The 19,867-nt window shown below is 65.9% G+C and carries 24 protein-coding genes; 12 read left to right on the top strand and 12 right to left on the bottom strand.

What is annotated here, in order from left to right:
* Positions 1-427: 427 nt before the first annotated feature.
* Entirely contained in the window at positions 428-1,228 is an 801-nt protein-coding gene (locus ASD28_RS02140; protein WP_056123189.1) for a molybdopterin-binding protein, read from the bottom strand.
* A 178-nt stretch (positions 1,229-1,406) separates the two neighbouring features.
* On the opposite strand from ASD28_RS02140, the gene ASD28_RS02135 reads away from it, so the two are divergent.
* The gene (locus ASD28_RS02135; protein WP_056123186.1) at positions 1,407-2,639 is read left to right on the top strand and encodes a hypothetical protein; all 1,233 of its coding nucleotides are present in this window, start codon (positions 1,407-1,409) and stop codon (positions 2,637-2,639) included.
* A gap of 6 nt (positions 2,640-2,645) precedes the next feature.
* On the opposite strand, the gene ASD28_RS02130 is transcribed toward ASD28_RS02135, so the two are convergent.
* From ASD28_RS02130 to ASD28_RS02115, 4 genes are read right to left on the bottom strand one after another with little or no spacing between them, the layout of a single operon-like run.
* Entirely contained in the window at positions 2,646-3,464 is an 819-nt protein-coding gene (locus ASD28_RS02130; RefSeq protein WP_307166870.1) for an EI24 domain-containing protein, read from the bottom strand.
* Positions 3,461-4,456, bottom strand: coding sequence for a sterol desaturase family protein (locus ASD28_RS02125; RefSeq protein WP_056123182.1), 996 nt, complete (start codon positions 4,454-4,456; stop codon positions 3,461-3,463). The genes ASD28_RS02130 and ASD28_RS02125 overlap by 4 nt, the downstream gene beginning before the upstream one ends.
* Positions 4,457-4,477: 21 nt before the next feature.
* Complete coding sequence (locus tag ASD28_RS02120) at positions 4,478-5,236, bottom strand: polysaccharide deacetylase family protein (RefSeq protein ID WP_056123180.1); 759 nt, start codon at positions 5,234-5,236, stop codon at positions 4,478-4,480.
* Entirely contained in the window at positions 5,236-6,207 is a 972-nt protein-coding gene (locus tag ASD28_RS02115; protein ID WP_056123179.1) for a cytochrome D1 domain-containing protein, read from the bottom strand. Before ASD28_RS02115 ends, ASD28_RS02120 begins: the two co-directional genes overlap by 1 nt.
* Before the next feature lie 186 nt (positions 6,208-6,393).
* On the opposite strand from ASD28_RS02115, the gene ASD28_RS02110 reads away from it, so the two are divergent.
* Both ASD28_RS02110 and ASD28_RS02105 read left to right on the top strand, forming a co-directional pair.
* Complete coding sequence (locus ASD28_RS02110) at positions 6,394-6,750, top strand: FKBP-type peptidyl-prolyl cis-trans isomerase (RefSeq protein WP_036235195.1); 357 nt, start codon at positions 6,394-6,396, stop codon at positions 6,748-6,750.
* Positions 6,751-6,834: 84 nt separating this feature from the next.
* On the top strand, positions 6,835-7,086 hold the full coding sequence (locus ASD28_RS02105) for an acyl-CoA-binding protein (protein WP_056123177.1): 252 nt from the start codon (positions 6,835-6,837) through the stop codon (positions 7,084-7,086).
* A gap of 12 nt (positions 7,087-7,098) precedes the next feature.
* Here ASD28_RS02105 and ASD28_RS02100 read toward each other — a convergent pair whose 3' ends face one another.
* Entirely contained in the window at positions 7,099-7,377 is a 279-nt protein-coding gene (locus ASD28_RS02100) for a polyhydroxyalkanoic acid system family protein (protein ID WP_056123174.1), read from the bottom strand.
* A 155-nt stretch (positions 7,378-7,532) separates the two neighbouring features.
* On the opposite strand from ASD28_RS02100, the gene ASD28_RS02095 reads away from it, so the two are divergent.
* From ASD28_RS02095 to ASD28_RS02080, 4 genes are all read left to right on the top strand, one after another.
* Positions 7,533-9,068, top strand: a complete 1,536-nt coding sequence (locus ASD28_RS02095) for a hypothetical protein (protein ID WP_229411886.1) — start codon at positions 7,533-7,535, stop codon at positions 9,066-9,068.
* A 172-nt stretch (positions 9,069-9,240) separates the two neighbouring features.
* Positions 9,241-9,564, top strand: coding sequence for a ferredoxin FdxA (fdxA, locus tag ASD28_RS02090; RefSeq protein ID WP_056123170.1), 324 nt, complete (start codon positions 9,241-9,243; stop codon positions 9,562-9,564).
* A gap of 121 nt (positions 9,565-9,685) precedes the next feature.
* Positions 9,686-10,777, top strand: coding sequence for an NAD(P)/FAD-dependent oxidoreductase (locus ASD28_RS02085; RefSeq protein WP_056123168.1), 1,092 nt, complete (start codon positions 9,686-9,688; stop codon positions 10,775-10,777).
* 235 nt (positions 10,778-11,012) lie between these two features.
* Positions 11,013-12,248 carry a polyhydroxyalkanoate depolymerase gene (locus tag ASD28_RS02080; RefSeq protein ID WP_056123165.1) on the top strand — a complete coding sequence of 412 codons (1,236 nt, stop codon included), beginning with the start codon at positions 11,013-11,015 and terminating at the stop codon, positions 12,246-12,248.
* Positions 12,249-12,298: 50 nt separating this feature from the next.
* Here ASD28_RS02080 and ASD28_RS02075 read toward each other — a convergent pair whose 3' ends face one another.
* Positions 12,299-12,712 carry a VOC family protein gene (locus ASD28_RS02075; RefSeq protein ID WP_056123162.1) on the bottom strand — a complete coding sequence of 138 codons (414 nt, stop codon included), beginning with the start codon at positions 12,710-12,712 and terminating at the stop codon, positions 12,299-12,301.
* Between the two features lie 166 nt (positions 12,713-12,878).
* A complete protein-coding gene (locus ASD28_RS02070; protein WP_056123158.1) occupies positions 12,879-13,367 on the bottom strand; it encodes an RcnB family protein in 489 nt (162 codons plus the stop codon).
* A 169-nt stretch (positions 13,368-13,536) separates the two neighbouring features.
* Between ASD28_RS02070 and rsxB the strand changes: the two genes are divergently transcribed.
* A complete protein-coding gene (gene rsxB / locus ASD28_RS02065; protein WP_056123156.1) occupies positions 13,537-14,223 on the top strand; it encodes an electron transport complex subunit RsxB in 687 nt (228 codons plus the stop codon).
* A gap of 7 nt (positions 14,224-14,230) precedes the next feature.
* The gene (nth, locus tag ASD28_RS02060; protein ID WP_056123153.1) at positions 14,231-14,878 is read left to right on the top strand and encodes an endonuclease III; all 648 of its coding nucleotides are present in this window, start codon (positions 14,231-14,233) and stop codon (positions 14,876-14,878) included.
* 12 nt (positions 14,879-14,890) lie between these two features.
* On the opposite strand, the gene ASD28_RS02055 is transcribed toward nth, so the two are convergent.
* Positions 14,891-15,247: a cupin domain-containing protein gene (locus ASD28_RS02055; RefSeq protein ID WP_056123150.1), complete on the bottom strand. Its 357-nt coding sequence runs from the start codon at positions 15,245-15,247 to the stop codon at positions 14,891-14,893.
* Between the two features lie 64 nt (positions 15,248-15,311).
* Between ASD28_RS02055 and ASD28_RS02050 the strand changes: the two genes are divergently transcribed.
* Entirely contained in the window at positions 15,312-16,124 is an 813-nt protein-coding gene (locus ASD28_RS02050) for an AraC family transcriptional regulator (protein ID WP_056123147.1), read from the top strand.
* On the opposite strand, the gene ASD28_RS02045 is transcribed toward ASD28_RS02050, so the two are convergent.
* The 3 genes from ASD28_RS02045 to ASD28_RS02035 are packed head-to-tail and all read right to left on the bottom strand — an operon-like array spanning position 16,114 to position 18,657.
* Positions 16,114-17,544, bottom strand: a complete 1,431-nt coding sequence (locus tag ASD28_RS02045) for a hypothetical protein (protein WP_056123144.1) — start codon at positions 17,542-17,544, stop codon at positions 16,114-16,116. The genes ASD28_RS02050 and ASD28_RS02045 overlap by 11 nt on opposite strands.
* Before the next feature lie 2 nt (positions 17,545-17,546).
* Positions 17,547-17,966 carry a biopolymer transporter ExbD gene (locus tag ASD28_RS02040; protein WP_056123142.1) on the bottom strand — a complete coding sequence of 140 codons (420 nt, stop codon included), beginning with the start codon at positions 17,964-17,966 and terminating at the stop codon, positions 17,547-17,549.
* Positions 17,956-18,657: a MotA/TolQ/ExbB proton channel family protein gene (locus tag ASD28_RS02035; protein WP_082577004.1), complete on the bottom strand. Its 702-nt coding sequence runs from the start codon at positions 18,655-18,657 to the stop codon at positions 17,956-17,958. Before ASD28_RS02035 ends, ASD28_RS02040 begins: the two co-directional genes overlap by 11 nt.
* A 189-nt stretch (positions 18,658-18,846) precedes the next feature.
* Between ASD28_RS02035 and ASD28_RS02030 the strand changes: the two genes are divergently transcribed.
* Positions 18,847-19,239 carry a VOC family protein gene (locus ASD28_RS02030; RefSeq protein WP_056123624.1) on the top strand — a complete coding sequence of 131 codons (393 nt, stop codon included), beginning with the start codon at positions 18,847-18,849 and terminating at the stop codon, positions 19,237-19,239.
* 12 nt (positions 19,240-19,251) lie between these two features.
* Positions 19,252-19,866, top strand: a complete 615-nt coding sequence (locus tag ASD28_RS02025; protein WP_056123139.1) for a LysE family translocator — start codon at positions 19,252-19,254, stop codon at positions 19,864-19,866.
* The last annotated feature ends 1 nt before the right edge of the window (position 19,867 follow it).

The following is a 19,867-nucleotide window of genomic DNA, read 5'->3' as shown; positions in this document are numbered from 1 at the left end:
CGGGTTCCACGGCGGGCTCGAGGCTGGAGTCGAAATTCGGCTCCTGGCGCGAGGGGATATTGCGGACAGGGAGATCCTGCTCGGCTGCCACGGCGGGAATGCCGGCCAATGCAGGCTGGCCCGGCGCAGCCTGGCCAAGAATGCGGCGCAGCGCGCGGGAGAAGAAACGGGGCCGTCGTTGACGGCGAATACTATCCATGATGGCTCAACCGGTTTGAAACACGCCTGCAAATCCCGTCAACCTGCTCGCCATCCTGCTGCTGGTCGGTTCGAGTGATCCAGGTCGTAAAAGTTCACAAAGCTACGGCGACCTCACTCCGGATCGCCCCTGCTCACAGACATCATTCCACCACATCAATGTGACATGCAGGAACCGCTCACGCAGTTTTTTGACGTCGTCCTGACATTTTCGCAAAAAAACAACGGCTCAGTTCGAACGGCTGTCCACCGCCCGCAACGGTTGCACCTCCGCCCCCATTTTTTCCAGTTCCACGCACATGTCGGTCCAGGCCGCTTCAACCTGGCCGGGATCGCCTTTTACCCCCAATTCGATATGGCGCCGCGTGTGCGCATCGCCCACGCTGGGCAGGCTGAACACGCGCACGGCGGGGTAGCGTGCTTCCAGTGCTTCCATCAGCGGCGTGAGCGCGGCCTCCGCCGCCTCGACCACCAGCAGCGACTTTTCGAGCCGCGCCTCGCGGTGGAATTTGTCCGCGTACAGCGTATCGAGCACCCACGCGATCATCGGCCACGCCATCACGGGAAAACCGGGCACGAAATGGTGCCGCGCCACCGTGAAGCCGGGGATGCGGTTGTACGGATTCGGGATCAGGCTGGCGCCCGCGGGGAATTCCGCCATCCTGAAGCGCTGCAGGTTCTCCGGCGCTTCCAGGTCGGCGTCCGGACCGGCCGTCTCGCGGATGCGCTCCTCGATCAACGCGCGCCCTTGCGGATGCAGTGCGAGCGGCACGCCCAGCGCCGCCGCCGCGCACTGGCGCGTGTGGTCGTCCGGCGTGGCGCCGATGCCGCCGCAGGAAAACACGATGTCGCGACTTGCGAACGTGCGCCGCAGCAGGGCCGTGATGCGTTCCGGTTCGTCGCCGACGATCTCGGCCCACGCCAGGCGCAAGCCGCGCTCGCGCAGGAGTTCGATCACCTTGGGCAGGTGCTGGTCGCGGCGTTTCCCGGACAGGATCTCGTCGCCGATGATGATGAGACCGAATGCCATGCAGTCCTCCATACGTCCAGTGTGCCACAGTGCGCCGGAGCCTGCCGCGCCCGTGGCCGCGTACCGTGTGTGACATTTGCGGACAAACTCGTGACAAAGGCCCCCAAGACGCTACACGGGCCCCCTCCTAGAATCGGCGCGCCGGCCGCGGGCTGCGCGGCGCCGAACAGGATGAACGATGATTCCATCAGGACGACATGTCGCCGGCGCGTGCGCGCTGGCCCTTTTGCTTGCCGGTTGCGGCGGCTCGGACGATCCGGCCGCAGCGCCCCCGGTCGCCACCCAGCCGACGGCCCCCGTTGCCCACCCCGCGCGCGCCGACGTGCTGGCGACGGCGGCCGGCGGCATCGACAGCATTGCCTTCAGTGGCGACACTGCCTGGCTGTCGCTGTCGAATACCGCGACCACCGACACGGCCGTGGTACGCGCCGGCCTGCCGCTGCGGGCGGATTCCGCGTGGAGCGGCGTCGCGCTCGGCGAATGCGGCCTCGCACGCGAGGACAGCGGCACCTGGCCGCTGCGTGCACCATCGTTGCGCATGCTGGGATCCGATCTGTGGCTGTTCCAGCCCTGGTACGACAAGGGCCCGGACGCGCGCCCCGAACACGCGCTGTGCGCGTTGAGCGCGGACCGGACCACCTTCGTGCCGCGCGACGCCGGCCTGAAAGCGTGCGTGGGCAGCGTGTGCACGACGTTGTCGATGGACGAGCTGAAACGGGTGGACGACCGCCTGTACACGAATGCCGGCGGCGGCCAGAACGTGCTCGCGTCGAACGACGGCGGCGCCCATTGGCGCGTGCTGACGGGCTTCTTCGACCAGGACATCTGCACCCATCCCGCGTTCGAGATCGTCGGCGACCGCCTGCTCGTCGGCGGCGAATGCCCGCTGGATTCCGCGTTCCTGCGCGCCTACCAGCTGGCTGCGGATGGCGTCAGCCTCGCATCGCGCACCGCCCTGCCCGTCGCCTTGCCGGAACTGGAAAACCGCAACGTGCAATTCATCCAGGCGACAGGCACCCAGCGCGTGTTCGCCGGCGTCGAGGGCGGCCTGCTGCGCAGCGAGGACGGTGGCAAGTCCTTCAAGTTCGTGATCCAGCATCCGCTCAGCGGCGGCAACAACTACCCGTACATCCGGCACCTGCTGGCCCTCGCGGGCAAGCCGGACACGCTCGTCGCGGGCGGCTTCGACAAGGCGACGCAGAAGCCGTACCTGGCCTGGTCGAAGGATGGCGGCACAACGTGGACGGACCTCTCGACCCTGCTGCCCGGCTATGCGCGCGACCTGGACGATGCGTCGGTGGCGGAAGTGACGGCCATCGCCCAGGATCCGCAGGGACGCGTGCTCGTCACCGTCAACGAGTCACAGGGCGCGCAGGGCCGCCTCGTGCTCGTCACGCTCGGCACGCCCTGAAGCGGTTCAGGCGTCTTTCGTTACCTGGCCGGCCCGCAGGTCGGCCAGCGCCTGCAGGCAGAAGTACTGGAACCACAGGCCCGTGAAAATGAAGATCACGAGGTAGAGCCAGATCGACAGCACGGCCAGGAACGGGAACAGCACGACGGAGAACAGCGCGCCGCCGATCCACGCGACACCCGGCAGCGCGCCCAGCAGCCCGGACACGGTGCCGATCAGCAGCAGGGAGCGCTTGCGCGCGTGCACGATCGTGCGGCGTTCTTCCAGGCTCGCGTGGATGGCGAGCGCGTCGTACCCCATCACGCGCGCCGTCAGCCAGCCCCACAGCACGGCCTGCACGACGATGGCGACGGGCGCCAGCGCGTACAGCGGCAGCGTGACGAGCCACAGCAGCGCGAACACGACGATGCCCGACAGGTTGACGCCCAGGCTGCCCATGAAGCTGCCGCCTTCCTTCCGTTCGAGCGTGGGAAACTGCACGCGGCTGACGTGGCGCGCGATGGCGGGCATCGCGCCGACGCCGATGAACAGCAGCGACGTGATGATCATCAGCGGCAGCAGCACGAGCATCGCCACGAGCGGGATCACGAGCGTTTTCAGGAAACCGAGGCCCAAGGTGGCGAGGATGCTGCCGCTCGTCTCGAACAGGCCGTAGTCGGCGAAGACCGCGTGCAGCCAGTCCAGCAGCGGCTGCATGCCGGCGTACAGCAGGCCGCCCCACAACGCGAGCGACAGCAGCAGCGGCACGATGGACAACAGCAGCATGCGTCCCGAGAACTGGGAGCGCAGCGCGCGGCCGTAGGCGATGGCGACGGGGCGCATCATGCCGCGTTGCGCCGGTTGCCGGCTTCGACGAGGCGCACGAGGCCGAGCCACTGCTGGCGCCAGAAACCGCGGCCGTAGTCGCGGGCGGGACGGACGGTGCCGTCCGGATTGGTGCGCGCGAACTGGTCGCGCACGCCCGTGCCATGCCAGCCGGGCGCGAAGTTGGCGGTGCCGAACAGTTGGTCCCAGACGGGCAGCAGCACGCCGAAATTACAGCCGCCCAGCTCGCGCCCCTGCGATTCGTGGCCGATGCCGACGGCGTGGTGCGTGCGGTGGAAGCGCGGCGACACGAGCAGGCGCTCGCCCAGGCGGCCGAAGTGGATGCGCACGTTCGCGTGCTGCAGGCTTTGCAGCGCGCGCGAGACGGAGACGAGCAGCACGTACTGGCTCGGCGCCACGCCGATCGCCAGCGCGATGACGGCCATGTAGACGTCGCGCAGCAGATCGTCCAGCAGGTGGTTGCGGTCGTCGCTCCACAGGTTCATGTTCTGCTGGCTGTGGTGCAGGCTGTGCAGGGCCCACCACCAGCGGAACTTGTGCTGGCCGCGGTGGAACCAGTAATCGAAGAAGTCCAGCACGACGAGGTACATGAGGAAGCCGGCGAGCGGGTGGAAGCCCGTCATCAGGTTCTCCAGGTTGAACGGGCGGACGCCTTCCATGCGCAGCGCCGCGGCGATGCTGTCCATGACCGGGTCGAGCGTGAAGAACACGGCCATGCTGAAGAAACCGAGCCGATGGATCAGCGTGTAGATGAAATCGTTGATGCGCGCGCGGCGGTCCGTCATCTTCTGTGCCGGGATGACGGCTTCCAGCGGCCGCAGCACGAGGTACAGGGCGGCCACTTCGCACAGGCCGGCGAGGAACCATTCGACGCCTTCGAAGGCGTCTTCGATGTATTCGCCGAGACCCATGGCGAACATCGCGGGTTCGACCGCGTTCTCGAACAGCCATCCCTGCAGGAAGGCGAAACCATCGAGGAAATGCTGGCTCATGTCGTTGGCTGGATCATGTTTTTATCGGTAGTCCGGATGCGCTCTCAGTGTAGCGAAACAGAAGCCTTTGCGCTCGAGACCGGAGATCAGCGGTTCGAGGTTCGCGGGCATCCACGGGTCCTTGCGCGACCAGATGCCCATGTGGGCCATGAAGATGTCGCCATCCTTCAGGTTGTCCAGGGCGCGCTTCAGCAGCACGGCGTTGGGGAACTTGTCGCTGGACGTCTCGTCGCCCGAGAAGCCGGCCGGCGCCCAGCCCGCGTGTTGATAACCGCATGCCCTGGCGGCCGCGAGGATGTTGGGCGAGCTGTGGCCGCCCGGCGTGCGGAAGATCGGGTCCAGGCGGCGGCCGGTCAGCTGTTCGAAGCGCGTGTCGACGCGGCGCAGTTCGTCGCAGTACTGCTGCTGCGACCACGTCTGCTTTTGCCCCGCGTGCGCGCCGAACTGCGGCTTGACGACGATGCGGCTATCCGCCTCGTCGCGCTGGAAATACACGTGGTCGAACGTGTGGCTGCCGAACGCGTGGCCTTCCGCCACGCGGGCCTTCCAGTAGTCCGCCCACGACGGATCGAGCGACCAGTCGCCGCGCACCGTCTTCTCGTTGGCGAGGAAGAACGTGGCCTTGATGTGGTGGCGGCGCAGCGTGTCGGCGATCAGCCCGGCCTGCGACTGGCTGCCCGTGTCGAACGTCAGGTAGATCGTGCCCTTGCACGCGGGCGCGTCACCCGCGTGCGCGACGGAGGCGACGGCCAGCAGAAACCCGACAGCAGCACGCTGCATCACATCCGCGGCGCCGAGTTGGCGAAGAACACACCGTGCGGCGAACGCCCGACGGGGATCATCTTGATGACCTTGCGGCTGGCGACGTCGATCACGGCGACCTTCTTGATCCAGCGGAGCGTCACCCACAAGGTCTTGCCGTCGTTCGTCAGTTCCATGCAGTCCGGGCCGCCCGGCACGGGGATCATGCCGACGTTTTCCAGCGTGGTCTGGTCGATGATGTTGATCGAGTTCTGCACGCGGTTCGACACGAACACGTGGCGGCGGTCGCCGAGGGCGCGGAAGTTGTGGGCGCCGTTGCCCGTCTTGATGCGCTTGACGGTCTTCTGCGCGCGCCAGTCGATCACCTCGACGTAGTCGCTGCCCATGATCCCGACGAGCAGGTACTTGTCGTCCGGCGTCATCGCGATGCCGGCCGGGAGCTTGCCGACCGGGAGGGTCCATTTGACGGTCTGCGTCTTCAGGTCGATGGCGCTGACCTGGTCGCTGCCCTGCTGCGTGACGAACGCGGTCGTGCTGGCCGCGTCGAACGCGATGTGGCTGGGCATGCGCGCGAGCGGCAGGCGTTTGCTCAGCAACAGGTTGCCGCCTTCGTACTTGTAGACGTCGACGCGGTCCAGGCGCAGCGACGCCGACACGAACCACTTCTGGTCCGGCGAAAAGCCGATCTGGTACGGGTCGAGCACGTCCGCCAGGCGGCGCTGGATCTTGCCCGAGACGGGGTCGAGGAAGATCAGTTCGTTGCCGACGGAGCTGGCGACGATGACCGACTTGTTGTCCGGCGTGGCCATCAGGTGATGAGGCTCCTTGCCGACCGCAAACGTACCGTTGTCGGCGCCCGTCTTCTGGTCGAGCAGCTGGACGGTGGCATCGCGCGAATTGAGCACGACCACGACGTTCGCATGGGCAGCCTGGATGGCCGAAAACAATGTAAAACCGAGGACGAGGGACTTGTGGAGGCGACGCAGCATGGAACGACACAGGCTCAGTGGAAGGAAGCTTTATTCTACGGGGAAACTTGAACGCTCCGAAGCGTAGAACGATGGAATCGCACACAAGCGGCGCGCGGCCGCAACACAGTGGACAGAGCGTTAATAGCGCTTTGACAGGTCATGGACTACAATCGGCCTTTCACTCTGAATAACAAGGGAAGATCCATGTCCATCACCACCACGAATTCCGGCCTGCAATACGAAGACACCGTCGTCGGCAGCGGCGCCGAAGCGAAGGCCGGCAACTACGTGACCGTGCACTACACCGGCTGGCTGCAGAACGACGACGGCAGCACCGGCGTCAAGTTCGACTCCAGCAAGGACCGCAACGACCCGTTCCAGTTTCCGCTGGGCGCCGGTCACGTGATCCGCGGCTGGGACGAAGGCGTGCAGGGCATGAAGGTGGGCGGCGCGCGCCGCCTGATCATCCCGGCGAGCCTGGGCTACGGCGCGCGCGGCGCCGGCGGCGTGATTCCGCCGAACGCCACGCTGATCTTCGACGTCGAACTCCTCGACGTTTGAGCAACTCTTCTAAAATACGGTCGAGTTAGGCGTGATTCCGATGACGATGCGCTAAGATGCCCGCACATCGTCAAAGGAGTTACCATGAGTTTGCAAGAACAGTTCGCCCAGGCCCAGCTCGATTCGAAGAACCTGCCCGAGCGTCCGGACAACATGACCCTGCTGAAGATCTACGCATTGTTCAAGCAGGGTTCGAGCGGCGACGTCACGGGCGAACGCCCCGGCTTCACCGACATGGTCGGCCGCGCCAAGTACGACGCGTGGGCCGCGCTGAAAGGCACGGCACGGGAAGACGCGATGCAGCAGTACGTCGACCTGATCGAAGACCTGAAGTAATCAGCTGCTGACTCAGTTACTGAATACCTTGCGCATGCTTTCCGCCACCTTCTGCTCGATGGTGGCCGCGAAAGCACTCATCAAAAATCCCAGCTTGATGCGCAACGCGGCCTGGCGCTCGCCCAGGGTGAGCGCCCCCTCCACGCCGCTGCGGGCGAAACGCAGCACGTCCCCGTCCCAATTGCACGTCAGGCCATATTCGCGAGCCAGCTTGTCCGCCACCTTTTGCGCGGCGGCGCGCGCGTCGGTCTGGCTCAGGCTGTGCGGCTGGGTGATGCTGATGTCCGGCATTCGATTTCCTTACTGATTCAAAGCAAACAGCCCGCCATGATGCCAGTTGATGGGCGCAAAGGCCAGCGCTTGCCTAGAGAATAATCAATTGATGAGTCTCAAAACCCAACTTGGGCAAGGGGCGACCATTCCTCGTGTCATCAAGGAGGACTACCATGGATTCGACGCCCACCCAGCCCCCCGTCGGTTTCGTGCCGACGCCCACCGCCTCGTACCGCCAGCACCGCAAGGCCGCGCAACTGCTCGACCAGCCGGGCCGGCCACGGCCGCAATCCGGTCCCGGCAGCGCGTCGGCACTTGAAGGCGGCCAGCCGGGTGACGTCCCCCTGCCCTACGCCTCCGGCGCGCGCGTGCTGATGTGGAAGCAGGATCCATCGGTGGACGAGATCGGTACGCGCAAGGTCTTCCTGCCGGGCGTCGTGCTGGCCGGGCCGCGCGACGCGCGCATCGTGCTGGCCTCCAGCGATGCCGGCATCCCGCCGGTCGAGCCGAACGCCTTCGGCGACTTCGTGACGATGCCCGACACGCCGCAGTTCGACGCCGTCCACACGTTCGCCGTCGTGCGCCAGACGTTGACGATGTACCAGCGCGCGCTGTCGACGGCCGGCAGCGCGATGCCCCTGCCCTGGCAATGGAACAGCGGCGTGGACACGTCGCCGCTGCAGGTCTGGCCGTACGGCCTGCCGAACGTGATGAATGCTTATTACAGCCGCGCGCAGGCCTGCCTGAAGTTCGGCGACTTCGTGCCCAGCGGAGAGACGGCGCGGGTGTACACGTGCCGCTCGTTCGACATCGTCTCGCACGAGACCGGCCACGCCGTGCTGGACGGCCTCAAGCCGCAATGGCTGCTGGCCGACAATCCGCCGCAGACGGGCGGCCTGCACGAATCGTTCGGCGACCTGACGGCGATCTTCCTCGCGCTGTCCCAGCTCGACCAGTGCGAGGCCGTCATCGCCCAGACCAAGGCGCACCTGCACGACAAGACCTTCCTGGCCGACATCGCCGAGCAGTTCGGCCTCGCCCTGGGCAGCACGACCGGGCTGCGCAATGCCGACAACGACCTCACCCTGTCCCAGGCGGGGACCGAGGTGCATGCGATCTCGCAAGTGTTCACGGGCGCCGTCTACGACATCCTGGCCGACGTGTTCGCCCTCGAGCGCGATCCCGCGCTGGAAGATTGCGCCAGCGTCCTGCACCGCGTGGCCGGCTGGCTGCGCGGGCTCGTGCTGCGCGCGCTGATGGCCGCCCCGGACACGGCCGCCACGTTCGCCGACGTGGCCAACGAGATGCTGCGCCTCGCGTTCGAGGACGGCAAACCGCAGGCCATCGTCAACGCCATCCGCGACCGGTTCGCCCAGCGCGAGGTGTTCGACGTGCCGGCCGGGATCACGGGCGACCACCCGGCCGGCCTGCGCCTGGCGCCGCTCGTGACCGACGCCCCGGGCGCGCGCCAGGACCGGCGCGCCTGCTGCGGCACGATGAACCTGGCCGAATACTACGATGTCGAACGCGTGCTCCAGGCGGAGGCGGACGCCCTCGCGCGCTGGTGCGCGGCGCACGGCCGGTCCGGTCCGGCGGGCGAGCCGCCGGCGGCCGTGGCGCTGACCACGGTCACGGTGACGGACGGTTCCGGCGCGGCCGTCGCGACGACGGCGGTCGTGGACCTGGGGGCCACGGACAGGCTTCGATGAGCCCTGGAAGCGGCCTGGCAAGCGGACTACGAATACATTTGCTTATGTGTATTGTGTATAAGCCTGATTTGTCGTAGAAGCAGAATTGCCCTAAAATACAGTGCTTTGCCGCGTCCGGCGACCGCTCTCCGAACAATACACGCCGCCGCTTCCACTCATTGATAGGACTGTTATGACCCACGTTGTCACCGAATCGTGCATCCGTTGTCGCTATACCGATTGCGTGGATGTATGCCCGGTAGATTGTTTCCGGGAAGGCCCGAATTTCCTCGCCATTGACCCGGACGAGTGCATCGACTGCGCCGTGTGCGTGGCTGAGTGCCCGGTCAACGCGATCTACGCGGAAGAAGACGTGCCGTCGGACCAGCAGCAATTCATCAAGATCAACGCTGACCTGTCGCGTAACTGGCCGTCGATCACGAAAACGAAGCCGGCCCTGCCCGACGCGGAAGAGTGGAAAGACGTCAAGAACAAGCTGGACCAACTGGCCCGCTAATACGTTCGTGTACGCCGGCCCGCTGCGGCCGGCGTCCTTTGCCGGTCCCTGCAGGTGTGCGCCATTGATGGCACACTATCGCCCTCGCTTATCTACAGCTCATAATTTTCAGGAAAACAGCATGACTACGACCCCCGAAGTGGGCACCATCGCTCCCAACAGCTCCTTTGCCGGCGCCATCGAAGCCGATGCCGTGATCATCGGCGCGGGCCCGGTCGGCCTGTTCCAGGTGTTCGAGCTGGGCCTGCTGGAGATCAAGGCCCACGTGATCGATTCGCTGCCGGCCGTCGGCGGCCAGTGCGTGGAGCTGTATCCGGACAAGCCGATCTACGACATCCCGGCCGTGCCCGTCTGCACCGGCCAGGAACTGACCGACAACCTGCTCAAGCAGATCGAGCCGTTCGAGCCGACCTTCCACCTGGGCCAGGAAGTCACCACCGTCCAGCGCCGTGAAGACCACCGCTTCAACGTCGAGACGTCGACCGGTACCCGCTTCATCACCAAGACCATCTTCATCGCGGCCGGCGTCGGTTCGTTCCAGGCGCGCACGATCAAGGTCGACGGCATCGAGAAGTTCGAGAACAGCCAGCTGTTCTACCGCGTGAAGGATCCGAGCCTGTTCGAAGGCAAGAACCTCGTCATCTGCGGCGGCGGCGACTCCGCGCTGGACTGGGCCCTGAACTTCGTCGGCAAGGCCGAATCCGTCGTGCTGGTGCACCGTCGCGAAGACTTCCGCGCCGCCCCGGCTTCCGTCGCCAAGATGAAGCAGCTGTGCGAAGACTACGAAATGCAACTGATCACCGGCCAGGTCACCGGCTTCGATGAGAAGGATGGCCAGCTGTCCGAAGTCAAGGTGACCGGTGCCGACGGCGTGACCCGCCGCGTGCCGCTGGACATGCTGATGGTGTTCTTCGGCCTGTCGCCGAAGCTGGGCCCGATCGCCGAATGGGGCCTGGACATCGAACGCCGCCAGCTGAAGGTCATGGACACCGAGAAGTTCGAGACCAACGTGCCGGGCATCTTCGCCGTGGGCGACATCAACACCTACCCGGGCAAGAAGAAGCTGATCCTGTCGGGCTTCCACGAAGCCGCGCTGGCCGCCTTCGGCGCCGCGCCGTACATCTTCCCGGACAAGAAGATCCACATGCAGTACACGACGACGTCGCCGAAGCTGCACAAGATCCTCGGCGTCGAAACGCCTGTGTTCGACTAACGTTCCGTAACTCAGCTACGACGAAAATGCCCCGCCTGTGCGGGGCATTTTTCTTATGTACTGCACTTAACGAACCGGGTGCTGACAAGTGTGATACATATTGTGCAATGCAGTAACAAACAGATTGTGACTCAGGCTCGATGTTGCCCCACGCCAAGCCGAATGAGCCTATAATTCACCGAACACGTAGCGCAAACGATTGCAATTGCGCACAGAGTCATGAAGGAAAAAAATTATGCTTTATCAACTGCACGAAATGCAACGCTCCTTCCTGAACCCGCTGATGCAGTGGGCCGATGCCTCTGCCAAACTGTTTTCGAATCCAGTCTCACCGTTCGCGCACACCCCGTTTTCGCAGCGTATCGCTGCCGGCTACGAGCTGATGTACCGCCTCGGCAAGGACTATGAGAAACCTGCTTTCGGCCTGACCTCGACCATCATTAACGGGAAGACGGTCGGCATCGTGGAACGCCCAGTGGTCAGCAAGCCGTTCTGCAAGCTGCTGCATTTCAAGAAAGACATGAGCGACACGGACTTTGCCGCGCTCAAGCAGCCGACGGTGCTCGTCGTGGCCCCGCTGTCGGGCCACCATGCGACCCTGCTGCGCGACACCGTCCGCGCCCTGCTGCCGGACCAGGACGTCTTCATCACCGACTGGGTCGACGCGCGCATGGTGCCGCTGTCGGACGGTCCGTTCCACCTGGACGACTATATCTATTACGTGCAGGACTTCATCCGCCACCTGGGCCCGGATGTGCACGTGATCTCCGTATGCCAGCCGACCGTGCCGGTGCTCGCCGCGATCTCGCTGATGGCGACGAACAAGGATGCCAAGCTGCCGAAGTCGATGGTCATGATGGGCGGTCCGATCGACCCGCGCAAGTCGCCGACGGCCGTCAACGACCTGGCCGTCGAAAAGCCGTACTCGTGGTTCGAGAACACGGTGATCTATGCCGTGCCGGGCAATTACCCGGGCTTCGGCCGCAAAGTCTATCCGGGCTTCCTGCAGCACGCCGGCTTCATCGCGATGAATCCGGGCCGCCACGCCCAGAGCCACCGCGAGTTCTACCAGCACCTGGTGCGCGGCGACGACGATTCGGCGGAAGCGCACCGCAAGTTCTACGACGAGTACAACGCCGTCCTCGACATGCCGGCCGAGTATTACCTGGAAACGATTAAAACGGTATTCCAGGAAACCCGCCTGCCGAAAGGCACGTGGGAAGTGGGCGGCCAGCTCGTGCGTCCGCAAGACATCGAGAGCGTGGCGCTGTTCACCATCGAAGGCGAACTGGACGACATCTCCGGCGCCGGCCAGACCCATGCCGCGCACGACCTGTGCAGCGGCATCCCGGCCGAGAAACAGCAGCAGTTCACGGCGCCGAAGTGCGGCCACTACGGCATCTTCTCGGGCCGCCGCTGGCGCGAGATCATTTGTCCGATGATTGGCGAGTTCATCCGCAAGAACGCCTGAGCGTTGCAGGTGGATCCTTGAAAATGCCGCGGCCTGGACCGCGGCATTTTTTATTGCGGACTGCCCGTTTCGATCATCCAGTGCAGGCCGTAGCGGTCGATGACGGCGCAGAACGCATCCGTCCATGCCGTCGCGCGCAACGGCACGCGGACGTCGCCGCCCTCGCCCAGCGCTTGCAGGATGCGGAGCGCCTCGTCCGCGCTGTCCACGTGCAGGTTCATCGAGAAGCCCGCGAACACCGGTGCCTGGCCGGGGTGATGGCCTTCGGAGAAATAGACGGTCGACTCGCCGATGCGCAGGCCGGCCCGGATGATCTTGCCGGGACTGCCGGGCTCGAGGAACCGTGGTTGTGAATCGGGAATCGCCGTCAGCTGGAACAGCACGTCGGCGTGCAGGACGTCACGATAAAAAGAAAGGGCTTCGGCGCACAGGCCGGGAAAATAGATCGTTGGAATCGCTTGCATAAAGGTCGCTGGTTCGGTGAAGTGTATGGTCCAGGAATGCGTGGTACACGATGTCCTCCTTTCTTTTGTTGTTGGCACGTCAAGAATAACAGAAGGCCGTCCCCGCGCGAACGGGAACGGCCTGGCGTTTCACCTGCCGGGGCCGCCTTGAAGGCAGCCCGCGGCGTCAGTGATTGATGATCAGGTCTGCGATGACGCCGGTGGCAATGGCCGCCAGCACATAATCGCCACCCGTCTGCACCCAGTGATAGCCTCGAGGCGGAGGCCGCAAATGGTGGTCGCGCCAATTGTCCACGACGTATTGGTGATTCCGGTAGCGGGACGGCAAACGGCCGCCGCGGCGGATATCATGGTTGGGTCCGGCACCGTCCCAGCGGCGATCGCCACCGTACCCTGCGTCGCCGTGGCCGCCGCCGCCGCGGGCCTGGTAACCGTCGCGGCGGTTGTCACCGCGCTGGTCGTCACCGCGGCGGTCGTCACGGCGGCGGTCATCGCGGCTGTCGACCCGCCGATCACCGCGATCGTTGTCGCGCTGGCCATACCGGCTGTCGTCGCGCCGGTCGCCGTGGTAACGATCCTGGGCAAAACTCGATGCGCCGGCGGCGCTCAGCAGCGCGGCCAGCAGCGTGGACATGGCGAGGTGCTTCGTGTTCATGCGACCCTCCTGATTGTCATTGCCTGGACTCTAGTAGACCACCGGACTGGACCGTCACTCCGTACGCTGCATCACGAAAGCATGCGATCTGCATTACCCAAGGGCATTTCGCCTGAACGGGGCTTTTAGCGGATAATGACGGTCTATCCAGTTTCGAAGTAGCACCGCCGTGACCAAGACGCTCGCCGACCAGATCGAAGACCTGCTGCCGCAGACCCAGTGCACCAAGTGCGGCTATCCCGCCTGTCGCCCGTACGCGGAAGCGATCGCGCGCGGCGAAGCCGAGATCAACCAGTGCCCGCCCGGCGGCATGGAAGGCGTCGCGCGGCTGGCGCGGGTCACCGGCCGGCCCGTCATCCCGATCAACCCGGCCAACGGCGTCGAGCGGCCACGCCCCGTCGCGTTCATCGACGAGAGCCTGTGCATCGGCTGCACCTTGTGCATCCAGGCCTGCCCCGTCGACGCGATCCTCGGCGCCGCCAAGCAGATGCACACCATCATCCCGAGCCTGTGCACGGGTTGCGATTTGTGCGTGGCGCCCTGCCCCGTCGATTGCATCGCGATGATCCCGCGCACGGACGACCCTGCGAGCGAGCCGACCGGCTGGGCCGCGTGGTCGCAGGAAGAGGCCGACGCCGCGCGCGCGCGCCACGACTTCCGCACCGAGCGCCTGCGCCGCGAAAAGGAAGAAAACGATGCGCGCCTGGCCGCCAAGGCGCTGGAAAAGATGCGCGCCGTGACGGCGGAAACGACGAATACGGCCGAGGAGCTGGCGGAAAAGGAACGCAAGCGCGCGATCATCGCCGCCGCCATCGAGCGCGCGAAACAGAAAGCCGCCTCCGACAAGAAAGACTGACGCATCGATGAATCCCGCCAAACGCCTCGAGATCTTCACGCGCTTTCGCAACGCCAATCCGCATCCCACCACCGAACTCGAATACACGACGCCGTTCGAACTGCTGATCGCCGTGCTGCTGTCCGCGCAGTCGACGGACGTCGGCGTCAACAAGGCCACCCGCAGGCTGTATCCGGTCGCGAACACGCCGCAGGCGATCCTCGACCTGGGCCTGGACGAGCTCAAGACCTATATCTCGACGATCGGCCTGTACAACAACAAGGCGAAGAACGTCATCGCCACGTGCGAGATCCTCGTGAACCAGTACGGCGGCGAAGTGCCGCGCTCGCGCGAGGCGCTGGAAGCCCTGCCCGGCGTGGGCCGCAAGACGGCAAACGTCGTGCTGAACACGGCGTTCGGCGAACCGACGATGGCCGTCGACACGCACATCTTCCGCGTCGCGAACCGCACCAGGATCGCGCCGGGCAAGAACGTCGACGAAGTCGAGATGAAGCTGCTGAAATTCGTGCCGAAGGACTTCCTGCACGACGCCCACCACTGGCTGATCCTGCACGGCCGCTACACCTGCGTGGCGCGCACGCCCAAGTGCTGGAACTGCATCATCAACGACCTGTGCGAGTACAAGGACAAGACGCCGGCGCCGAAGGACGCGTGAACGCTGCCCGACTCAGATGACCCGGCGCGGCGCCGCCGTCAGCGGGTCGCCGCTGTTCGGCGTGCCCGTCGGCTCGATCAGCAGGATGTGCGCTTCTCCCTGCGCGCGGGGCCGGTGGCGCATGCCCTTGGGGACGACGAACATCTGGCCGGGATCGAGCGTCACCGTCGAACCGTCCTCGAGATCGATCTCGACGCGCCCGTCGAGCACCAGGAAAAAGTCGTCGGTGTCGTCGTGGACGTGCCAGTGGTAGTCGCCGCGCAGCTTCGCGACCATCACGTCGTGGCCGTTGAACAAGGCCACCGTGCGGGGTTGAAAGGCTTCCGTAAAGGTGGCCAGCTTGGCGGCCAGATCGATTGCAGCGTGCATGATGCCTCCGATGAAAACCTCATTGTGAGGGGCCGCCGAACCGCGGGTCTTGTACAATCGTTGCATGAACCAGGCCATTTTCGGGGCGCTGACCAACGGCGTGACGCTGATGCGGGCGGACTTTTCCGACCACGCGTTCGAGCGCCACAGCCACGATTGCTTCGCGCTCGGCGCGACGACGTACGGCATCCAGCGCTTCCGCTGCAAGGGCAGGCAGTACGACAGCCGGCCCGGCGACCTGGTCCTCTTCAACCCCGACGACGACCATGACGGCTGCCGCGGGACGGCGGATGGATTCCGCTACACGATGTGGTACGTCCCCGCCGCATTCGTCGCCAGTTGCGTGGACGGCAAGCGGTATTTTGCGAAGCCCCATGCGGCCGACCGGCAGCTGGCCGAGGCGTTCGGGGCGTTGTCCGCCAGCCTGGCGCAGACGCCGGCCGAATCGCTGCGCGCGGAAACGCTGATGCGTGCGTTCCTGGGCACGATGCTGGCGCGGCACGGCGAACGGCCGCAGGCCGGCGCGGGGCCGGCCGCCATCGGTGCCGCCACGCTGGCCCGGGTCAAGGACCATATCCGCACGTACTACGCGCACGACATCACCGTCTCGGACCTGGCCCTGGCCGCCGGCCTGTCGCGCGCGCACCTGACCCGCGCCTTCACCGCCGCCTACCACATGCCGCCGCACGTGTACCTCAACGCCGTGCGGGTCGCGCAGGCGCAGGCCCTGATCCGCCGCGGCACGCCGCTCGCCGCCGTCGCGCTGGAATGCGGCTTCGCGGACCAGAGCCACCTGACGCGGCGCTTCAAGGGCAGCGTGGGCGTGACGCCGTCGGCCTGGCAAAGGATGCAGCGCGGCGCCCCATTCACTTCGTGAGGACCAGCGAAAAGAAGATCCGCGTCGGCCCGTTCGACAGCTTGAAGAACAGCTTGTTGCGGCCCTTGCGGAAGTGCACGACGCGCTTGCCTTCGTTCAGGTTGTAGTCGCGCACGAAGGTATTCCGCGTCTCGTAGACCTGGCCAAAGAACGAGTCCTTGTTGGCGTTCCCGCCTTCCCAGACCAGCCGGTCGTTGAGCCACAGCTGCGCATCGTCGTCGGCGCCGACCCAGATCGTCAGGTCCTGTGCGGCGTCGAGCATCAACTCCGTATAGCCGTAGTACACGGCGTCTTCCGCGTGCACGGGCGGCTCCAGGGGATAGCGCGCCATATCGACGTAGTCCCATTTGACGAGGCGCCCGCCCTTGCCCCGATAGGCGGCATCCAGCACGACGCCCTGCTCGGGCGGATGATGGTAATTGGCGAACAGCCCTGCGCCGTGCCGTCCGTCGAATGGACCGATCAGGTACCAGCGGTTGACCCAGACGCGGTTCGCGTACGTGCCGCCCGCGCCGATCATCCTGCCCGCGCCCTTGACCATGGTGGCCGCATCGACGGTGGGCATGTGCGCGATGCCGCCGCCGAACATGGTGCCCGCGCCCCCGAGGTAAGCCTTCGTCATGCGATCCGGCAGGTCGGGATTCGTGAACGCGGCGATCCGGTCCAGCATCTGGCGGCCCACGCCGCCGGCGCTTCCGTTCCCGAGGCCTCGTCCGCTCTGGCCGTTTCCCTGGCCGTCACCCTTGCCTTCGCCGTCGCCCTTGCCATCGGCCTTGCCGTTGCCTTTGCCGGCGCCGCGCTGCGCCGCACCTGCGTCGGCCGCGACCTGCACGCCGTTCTGCTGCTGCTCCAGCTGCTGGCGGCGCTGTTCCAATGCGTCGCGCGCCTTCGCTTCGAGCTGCTCGATCTGCGCCGCAGCTTCGGCCGGCGTCTGCGGTTCGGCGGCGGGCGGTTCCTCCGCCCTGGCCTTCTCCGCGACCTGTTCCAACGCCTTTTCCTTCGGGATGTCGAGCAGCTGCGCCAGCCGCTCCGCCTTGGTGTCGCGCTCGATCTCGTCGATCTTGCGCGCCAGATCCTTCGCCTGCTTCAGCAATTCGTCCGGCGCCTTCGGCTGCGCGCTGAACTGCACCTCGTCTTCCTTGTTCCCGGCAGGTTGCTTGCCCGCGCTTTGTGCGAGCAGGGACTGGATCCGCTCCATGTCGTGCACGCGCTTTTCGAGGCGCGCCTGCGCCGTCAGCCGGGCGCCCGATTCGACCTGCCGCTGCTGGCGCGCGCGCTGGGCGATCTCGATGCGCTGGCTGCCCAGGTGGTACAGCGCGACGAGCGGCACCGCATGCAGCACGAGCGACAGGAAGATGAAGGGATGCCGCCGTATGGGCCCGAACGCCGGGGCGGGCCGCGCAGTATCGTCGGCGAACATCGTCAGCGCGTGTGCATCGACACGTGGGTGAGCCCCTCGAACTGGCACAGTTCGAGCACGTGCACGATGTCCTGGTAGCGCGTGGACTGGTCGCCGTCGATGCGGACCGGCCGCGCCGGATCGCGCGCCGCCTCGCGCTTGAGCAGGTCGTGCAGGGCTTGCGTCGACACCTCCTTGCGGTCGATATACAGGCCGCCTCCGGCATCGACGCCGATGACCAGCGGCGCCGGCGCCGCCGTGGCGCGATCGAGGCTGACCTGCGACGTCGGCAGCACGATGGGCATGTCCTTTTCCGGCTTTTCGCCGTCGGGGTGCCGGAACGACGTCGCGACCATGAAGTACATCAGCAGGAAGAAGATGCAGTCGATCAGCGCGATCAGGCCGATCTCGGGCTGTTCGTCGTCGCCGAGATCAATGCGCATGGACGACCTCCAGCGTGCGCGCCGGCATGCCGTCCAGCACGCGGTTCAGCTGGCGTTCCAGCGCGATGCCGATGCCGACCATGCGGTTGCGGAAGACGTGGTGCATGGCCAGCGACGGCAGCGCCACCGACAGGCCGGCCGCCGTGTTGACGAGCGCCTTGGAGATGCCGCCCGCCAGCAGGGTCGGATCGCCCATGCCGTTGAACGCGATGACGTGGAAGGATTCGATCATGCCGATGACGGTGCCCAGCAGGCCGACGATCGGTGCGACCGTCGCGACGACGTTCAGCGCGTACGCCTTCTGCTGCTGCAGGCGCAGTTCGACGCCCGCCATCTCGGCCACGCGCGCCCCCAGTTTTTCGGCCGGCAGGTGGCGCTGTTCGACCATCCAGCCGAGGATGCGCGCGAGGCTGCTGTCGCCGTCCGCCACCCGTTCGCGCAACTGGTCGAAGCGTCCCGCGCGCCACAGCATCTCCGCCTCCGCGGCCAGGTCCGGCGGCGCCACTTTCACCAGGCGGAAGTTGGCGAGCCGCTCGAACGTCACGGCCAGCGCCAGCACGGACAACGCGCCGATCGCGACGATGCCCATGCCGCCATGCAGCAGCTCGGAAGCGATGTTCAGGCCCTGCGCATGGGCCGGGAAGGCAGTCAACAGCAGGCCATACAGGCCGAGGCGGCGCAATCGGGACATCGTCTTCCTTTCAATGGAAACAACGGATCATGCGCCAATTTAACACACATGATTCCGTGTTTGATCATTAAATTACACTTTCATCGCAATGAAAATTGCCATCTCATGGCAATCTAGTATGCGATAAGCATGACGGCGCTTGATGACAAGAAGTTCAGTATGATGGATGGTTTTCCCGACGAGGCGACGATGTTTTCCCATGTCTTCATTGGTGTCCGCGATTTCGACCGGGCGCTCGCGTTTTACCAACCGCTGCTGGCAGCGCTGGGACTGGAGGCGCGCTTCTGCGACCGGTCGCGCCCGTGGGCCGGCTGGCAGCAACCCGGCCGGGCGCGCCCGCTGTTCCTCATCGGCGCGCCTTACGACGGCCAGCCGCACGCCCCCGGCAATGGCCAGATGACGGCCCTGCTCGCGCCCGACCGCGCGGCCGTCGATGCGGCGTACGAGATCGCGCTGGCGCACGGCGGCCACGGCGACGGCGCGCCGGGCCTGCGCCCCCACTATCACGAGCATTATTACGGCGCCTACGTGCGCGACCCCGACGGCAACAAGCTGTGCGTGGTGTGCCACGACCCGGCCTGAACAGGCACTGACATGATGCTCCTCGCTTATACCGCCTTCGCGATCGGCGTCGCGAGTCCCGGACCGAGCGTCCTCGCGGTCATGGGCACCGCGATGGCGCAGGGCCGCGCGCGGGCGCTCGCGCTGGCGTCCGGCGTCGTCTGCGGGTCGCTGTGCTGGGGCTTGTGCGCGGCGTTCGGTCTCGCCGCGCTGATGGAACGCTGGTCCGGCGCACTGGCCGTCGTGAAGGCGATCGGCGGCGTGTACCTGCTGTGGATGGCCTGGCAGGCTGCGCGCAAAGTGCGCGGCACGAAGGGAGTGCCGGCAGCGGAGGCGGTGGACGAAGGCTATGCGCGCACGTGCGCGCGCGGCCTGGCGATGCACCTGACGAATCCGAAATCGATCGTCGTGTGGCTGTCGGTGGTCTCGCTGGCCCTGCCCGCCGGCGCGCGCCAGGCGGATGCGCTGGCGTTCGTGCTGTCATGCGCGGCGATCAGCGCATCGATCTTCTGCTGCTATGCACTGGCGTTTTCCACCGACGCCGCGCGCCGCGCCTACCGGGCGGGCGAGCGCTGGGTGAATGCCGTGCTGGCCGGCGTGTTCGCGTATGCGGGCGTGCGCATGCTGCTGGCCAGCCAGGCGCGGTGAA

The organism is Massilia sp. Root133, assembly GCF_001426525.1.
Taxonomy (GTDB): domain Bacteria; phylum Pseudomonadota; class Gammaproteobacteria; order Burkholderiales; family Burkholderiaceae_D; genus Telluria; species Telluria orientalis.
Note: the sequence above shows the minus strand (reverse complement) of the source record. Positions and strands in the feature narration are given on the sequence as shown.

Bases quoted from the DNA above. Each gene is read 5' to 3' on its own strand.
- ASD28_RS02140 (WP_056123189.1), bottom strand. From the start codon at position 1,228: ATGGCATTCGGTCTCATCATCATCGGCGACGAGATCCTGTCCGGGAAA.
- ASD28_RS02135 (WP_056123186.1), top strand. From the start codon at position 1,407: ATGATTCCATCAGGACGACATGTCGCCGGCGCGTGCGCGCTGGCCCTT.
- ASD28_RS02130 (WP_307166870.1), bottom strand. From the start codon at position 3,464: ATGATGCGCCCCGTCGCCATCGCCTACGGCCGCGCGCTGCGCTCCCAG.
- ASD28_RS02125 (WP_056123182.1), bottom strand. From the start codon at position 4,456: ATGAGCCAGCATTTCCTCGATGGTTTCGCCTTCCTGCAGGGATGGCTG.
- ASD28_RS02120 (WP_056123180.1), bottom strand. From the start codon at position 5,236: ATGCAGCGTGCTGCTGTCGGGTTTCTGCTGGCCGTCGCCTCCGTCGCG.
- ASD28_RS02115 (WP_056123179.1), bottom strand. From the start codon at position 6,207: ATGCTGCGTCGCCTCCACAAGTCCCTCGTCCTCGGTTTTACATTGTTT.
- ASD28_RS02110 (WP_036235195.1), top strand. From the start codon at position 6,394: ATGTCCATCACCACCACGAATTCCGGCCTGCAATACGAAGACACCGTC.
- ASD28_RS02105 (WP_056123177.1), top strand. From the start codon at position 6,835: ATGAGTTTGCAAGAACAGTTCGCCCAGGCCCAGCTCGATTCGAAGAAC.
- ASD28_RS02100 (WP_056123174.1), bottom strand. From the start codon at position 7,377: ATGCCGGACATCAGCATCACCCAGCCGCACAGCCTGAGCCAGACCGAC.
- ASD28_RS02095 (WP_229411886.1), top strand. From the start codon at position 7,533: ATGGATTCGACGCCCACCCAGCCCCCCGTCGGTTTCGTGCCGACGCCC.
- fdxA (WP_056123170.1), top strand. From the start codon at position 9,241: ATGACCCACGTTGTCACCGAATCGTGCATCCGTTGTCGCTATACCGAT.
- ASD28_RS02085 (WP_056123168.1), top strand. From the start codon at position 9,686: ATGACTACGACCCCCGAAGTGGGCACCATCGCTCCCAACAGCTCCTTT.
- ASD28_RS02080 (WP_056123165.1), top strand. From the start codon at position 11,013: ATGCTTTATCAACTGCACGAAATGCAACGCTCCTTCCTGAACCCGCTG.
- ASD28_RS02075 (WP_056123162.1), bottom strand. From the start codon at position 12,712: ATGCAAGCGATTCCAACGATCTATTTTCCCGGCCTGTGCGCCGAAGCC.
- ASD28_RS02070 (WP_056123158.1), bottom strand. From the start codon at position 13,367: ATGAACACGAAGCACCTCGCCATGTCCACGCTGCTGGCCGCGCTGCTG.
- nth (WP_056123153.1), top strand. From the start codon at position 14,231: ATGAATCCCGCCAAACGCCTCGAGATCTTCACGCGCTTTCGCAACGCC.
- ASD28_RS02055 (WP_056123150.1), bottom strand. From the start codon at position 15,247: ATGCACGCTGCAATCGATCTGGCCGCCAAGCTGGCCACCTTTACGGAA.
- ASD28_RS02050 (WP_056123147.1), top strand. From the start codon at position 15,312: ATGAACCAGGCCATTTTCGGGGCGCTGACCAACGGCGTGACGCTGATG.
- ASD28_RS02045 (WP_056123144.1), bottom strand. From the start codon at position 17,544: ATGTTCGCCGACGATACTGCGCGGCCCGCCCCGGCGTTCGGGCCCATA.
- ASD28_RS02040 (WP_056123142.1), bottom strand. From the start codon at position 17,966: ATGCGCATTGATCTCGGCGACGACGAACAGCCCGAGATCGGCCTGATC.
- ASD28_RS02035 (WP_082577004.1), bottom strand. From the start codon at position 18,657: ATGTCCCGATTGCGCCGCCTCGGCCTGTATGGCCTGCTGTTGACTGCC.
- ASD28_RS02030 (WP_056123624.1), top strand. From the start codon at position 18,847: ATGTTTTCCCATGTCTTCATTGGTGTCCGCGATTTCGACCGGGCGCTC.
- ASD28_RS02025 (WP_056123139.1), top strand. From the start codon at position 19,252: ATGATGCTCCTCGCTTATACCGCCTTCGCGATCGGCGTCGCGAGTCCC.